Annotated in this window: 3 protein-coding genes and 1 pseudogene; 3 read left to right on the forward strand and 1 reads right to left on the reverse strand. The window is 66.4% G+C overall.

The window, feature by feature from the left end; genetic code table 11:
- Positions 1-236: 236 nt before the first annotated feature.
- Positions 237-1,829, reverse strand: a complete 1,593-nt coding sequence (locus tag ACTHJR_RS16950; protein ID WP_440524460.1) for a lysine--tRNA ligase — start codon at positions 1,827-1,829, stop codon at positions 237-239.
- 115 nt (positions 1,830-1,944) lie between these two features.
- Here ACTHJR_RS16950 and ACTHJR_RS16955 point away from each other — a divergent pair, with 115 nt between their 5' ends.
- From ACTHJR_RS16955 to ACTHJR_RS16965, 3 genes and pseudogenes are all read left to right on the forward strand, one after another.
- Positions 1,945-2,274, forward strand: coding sequence for an ArsR/SmtB family transcription factor (locus ACTHJR_RS16955; RefSeq protein WP_440524462.1), 330 nt, complete (start codon positions 1,945-1,947; stop codon positions 2,272-2,274).
- Positions 2,271-2,765 carry an SRPBCC family protein gene (locus tag ACTHJR_RS16960; protein ID WP_440524463.1) on the forward strand — a complete coding sequence of 165 codons (495 nt, stop codon included), beginning with the start codon at positions 2,271-2,273 and terminating at the stop codon, positions 2,763-2,765. The genes ACTHJR_RS16955 and ACTHJR_RS16960 overlap by 4 nt, the downstream gene beginning before the upstream one ends.
- 44 nt (positions 2,766-2,809) lie before the next feature.
- A pseudogene (locus tag ACTHJR_RS16965) lies at positions 2,810-4,239 on the forward strand (ATP-dependent DNA helicase); the annotation flags it as partial.

A 4,239-nucleotide genomic window follows, 5' to 3' on the forward strand; every position in this document is an offset into this window, starting at 1 on the left:
GGGCAATCGCATATGGAAATTTTCGATTCCGATCGTACACGAAGAGCCCCGTTTGGATTCGAAAATTGCAGGTCGCCGACGCGTCGGATTCGAAACATGCGCCCGAGCATCGATTTCGCGCCATATGCGATTGCCCTGCCCCTTTAGGGGAGGGGTTAGGGGGTGGGGCAGTGCCTCAAGCTTTATCGCCTGCGGACAGCCCCCACCCCAACCCCTTCCTTAGGGGCTAATGCGCCTCACCGCGCCAGCGCCTCGGCGATCAGCTTGCGGCTATTCTCCACCCCGTACAACGCGATGAAGCTGCCCATGCGCGGGCCCTGGCTCGAGCCGAGCAGGGTCTCGTACAGCGCCTTGAACCAGTCGCGCAGCTCGGCGAAGCCGCCGCTCTTGCCGATCTCGTAGACGATGTTCTGGATATCCTCGGCGCTCGCGTCGGCCGGTAACTCGGCCAAGTCCGCATCGAGCCGCTTCAACGCCTCGACCTCGACGCTCTCGGGCGCGCGGCGGTTCAAGGTCGGCGCGACGAAATCGCGGGCATAGTTGAGCGCGTAGCCGATCAGCTTGTCGAGTTCGGGATAATCCGCCGCGCTCGCGCCCGGCAGATAATTGCCCAGATAGCCCCAGACCTGATCCTTGGTGGCGTCGCCGCCCATCACGCTGACGAGGTTGAGCAGCAGCCCGAACGTCACCGGCATCGCATCCTGCGGGACCTGCCCGTTATGGATGTGGTGGACCGGATTGCCGAGCCGCTCCTTGTCGCTCTGCCCGTGATAATTCGCGCGGAACTGCCAGTAATCGTCCACCGCGCGCGGGATCAGCCCGAGATGGAGCGACTTCGCCTTCTTCGGCTCGCGATAGATGTAGAACGCCAGGCTCTCGTCGGGGCCGTAGGTCAGCCATTCCTCGATCGACAGGCCATTGCCCTTCGACTTCGAGATCTTCTCGCCCTTGGCGTCGAGGAACAGCTCGTAGATCATCCCCTCCGGCTTACGGCCACCGAGAATCTGCGCGATCTTGCCGCCGAGCACGCCCGAATCGATCAGGTCCTTGCCGTACATCTCGTAATCGACGCCAAGCGCCGCCCAGCGCATGCCCCAGTCGGGTTTCCATTGCAGCTTGGCCTGCCCGCCCAGGATCGATTGCTCGACCATGCTGCCGTCCTCATCGGCAAAGCGGATCACGCCGGTATCGGCATCGACCACCTCGACCGGCACTTGCAGTACGATACCCGAGGTCGGGCTGATCGGCAGGACCGGAGAATAGGTCGCCTGGCGCTCGGCACGCAGCGTCGGCAGCATCACCGCCATGATCGCATCGTAGTTGCGCAGCACGTCGCGCAACTTCTCGTCGAACCGCCCGCTCGCGTAATAATCGGTCGAGGACGCGAATTCGTACTCGAAGCCGAAGCGATCGAGGAAATCGCGCAGCATCGCGTTGTTGTGCGCGGCGAAACTGTCGAACTTGCCGAACGGATCGGGGATGCGCGTCAGCGGCCGCCCGAGATGCTGGCGCAGCATCTCCTGGTTCGGAACGTTGTCGGGCACCTTGCGCAGGCCGTCCATGTCGTCGCTGAACGCCACCAGCCGTGTCGGCAGGCCGGTCATTTCCTCGTAAGCGTGACGAACCATCGTCGTCCGCAACACTTCCTGGAACGTACCGATATGCGGCAGGCCCGAGGGACCGTAGCCGGTCTCGAACAGCACGGGCTCGCCGCCCGGCTTCCCGTTCGGGTAGCGCTTGAGCAATTTGCGCGCCTCCTCGTACGGCCAGGCCTTCGATTCGAGCGCGGCGGCGCGCAGGGCTTGCGTCTGTTCGAGTTCGGCTACCATGACGGAGAGCCGAGTGCGCGATGCGCCGCTTTTTTGCAACCTCGTGCCGACTGGCGGGTCCGCTCGAACCGAGCCAGGCTTGCACACAACATAATTGTTATATAACAAGTGCGCTATGGATGCATTGCTCGATCGCCAGTTCGCCGCCCTTGCCGACCCGACTCGCCGCGCGATCCTCGCGCGGCTGGCGCGGGGGGAGGCGACGGTGGGCGAACTGCAACGGCCGTTCGGGATCAGCCAGCCGGCGATCTCCCGTCACCTGAAGGTGCTCGAATCGGCAGGGCTGATCGAAGGCGGCAAGGCAGCGCAGGCGCGGCCGCGACGCCTCAAGGCGGACGCGCTCGATGACGCGCGCGTGTGGATCGACGGCCTGCGCACCTTGTGGAGTGACAGTTTCGACCAGCTCGACGCCTTTCTCAAAGCAACGGAAGGAAAAACCAAATGACCACGCCCAGCTTCACCATCACGCGCGTGTTCGAAGCGTCGCGCGAGCGCGTCTGGGCGGCCTGGACCGATCCCGAGCGGTTGGCGGCGTGGTTCGGCCCGAAGGAGACCAAGGGAACCGTCCTCGAACACGATCTCAGGCCCGGCGGCGTCTGGCGGGGGCGCATGGATGCGCCGGACGGATCGGCGATGTTCAGCAAGTTCGTGTTCGAACAAGTGGACCCGCCGTCGCGACTCGTGTGGATCCATGGTTTCGCCGATGAACATGGCGCCCGCGTCCGCGCGCCCTTCGCACCCTTATTTCCGCTCGAACTGCGAACCACGGTGACGTTCGCCGAGGTCGATGGCGGTACCCGCATCACGCTCGAATGGGTTCCGCTCGATGCATCGTCCGAAGAACAAGCGTTCTTCCTGGGCATGATGGAGTCGATGACCGGCGGCTGGACCGGCTCGTTCGATCAGCTCGACGCCTATCTGGCGCAGTCCAGCTAAGCCACGGCGTTGCCATTTTGTTCGGGGGCCGCCACAACGCCGGCGTGCCCCCCGGACTTCCTTATCCTGCGCTCCATGCCAGCCATGCCGGCGTCTGGATCGCCGATGCCGACGGATGCAGCGCGATCAGTCGGGGCGAGGCGATCCGGCGCGCCGCCGATACGCCGATGATCGTGCTCAACGCGCCGCTGGTCGGGCAACGGCTGGGCTATGCCGATCTGTCGGGACTCGACCTGCTCGAACTCTATGCCTTCCTCAAGCCGGCGAGCTTCCTGGCGCCGACGCCGCGCGGCTTCGCGCGGGCGCTCGGTCTGGCCGAGCCCGAGCGCGAGGATCGGATCGCTTCCTTTCTGCGCGATGCCGCCGCGGCGCTGCTCGCAACGACCGAGAGCGATTGGCCCGAGCGCGAAGGCGCGTGGACGGCGGCGCAGAGCCTGGCGCGGCTGCGCTGGACCTGGGCCCCTCTGGTCGGCGAGCGAATCGCCAGGCCGCGCGAGCACGAACGCTGGCTGTTCACCGGATTGCCCGAATGGGACGAAAGCCCGCCGCGCCCGGCGCCGCGTCCGGTCACCCTGCACGATGCGGACGTCGCCGCGCGGCTCGATTATCTGACCGGTACCGGCGCCGAACAGCGGCCGGGCCAGCGCGCCTTCGCCGAAGCCTCCGCTGCCGCCTTCGCGCCGCGCGTGCTGCGCGACAATCCCAACATCGTGCTGGCCGAGGCTGGTACCGGGATCGGCAAGACGCTCGGCTATCTCGCTCCCGCCTCGCTCTGGTCCGAAGCGGCCGGCGGGCCGGTGTGGATCTCGACCTTCACCAAGGCGCTGCAACGCCAGCTCAACCGCGAGACCCTTCGGCTGATTCCCGACGCGGCCGAGCGCCGCCGCCGCGTCGTCACCCGCAAGGGGCGCGAGAATTATCTTTGCCTGCTCAACCTCGAGGATGCGTTGCAGGGCGGATTCGCCGGCCGCGCCGCGGTGCTCGCGCATCTCGTCGCGCGCTGGGCGGCGTACACCGCCGATGGCGACATGATCGGCGGCGACCTGCCGGGCTGGCTGCCGACGCTGTTCCGGCGCAACGGCTCGACCGCGCTGACCGACCGGCGTGGCGAATGCGTCTATGCCGGTTGCCCGCATTACCGGAAATGCTTCATCGAGCGCGCCGCGCGCGCCAGCGCCGATGCCGACATCGTGATCGCCAACCACGCTTTGGTGATGGTCAACGCGGTGCGTGGGCGCGAGGCGAACAGCCGCCCGACCCGCTACGTGTTCGATGAGGGGCATCATCTGTTCGACGCCGCCGATTCGATGTTCGGCGTCGCGCTGACCGGACAGGAATCGATCGAGCTTAGGCGCTGGATCGTCGGCCCCGAATCGTCTTCGCGCGGGCGGCGGCGCGGGCTCGCCGCGCGGCTGAGCGACGTCGCCAGCTATGACGAGGCCGGCGGCCGCGCGATCCACGACGCGGTCGAGGC

Source organism: Sphingomonas sp. (genome assembly GCF_051962185.1).
Classification (GTDB): domain Bacteria; phylum Pseudomonadota; class Alphaproteobacteria; order Sphingomonadales; family Sphingomonadaceae; genus Sphingomonas.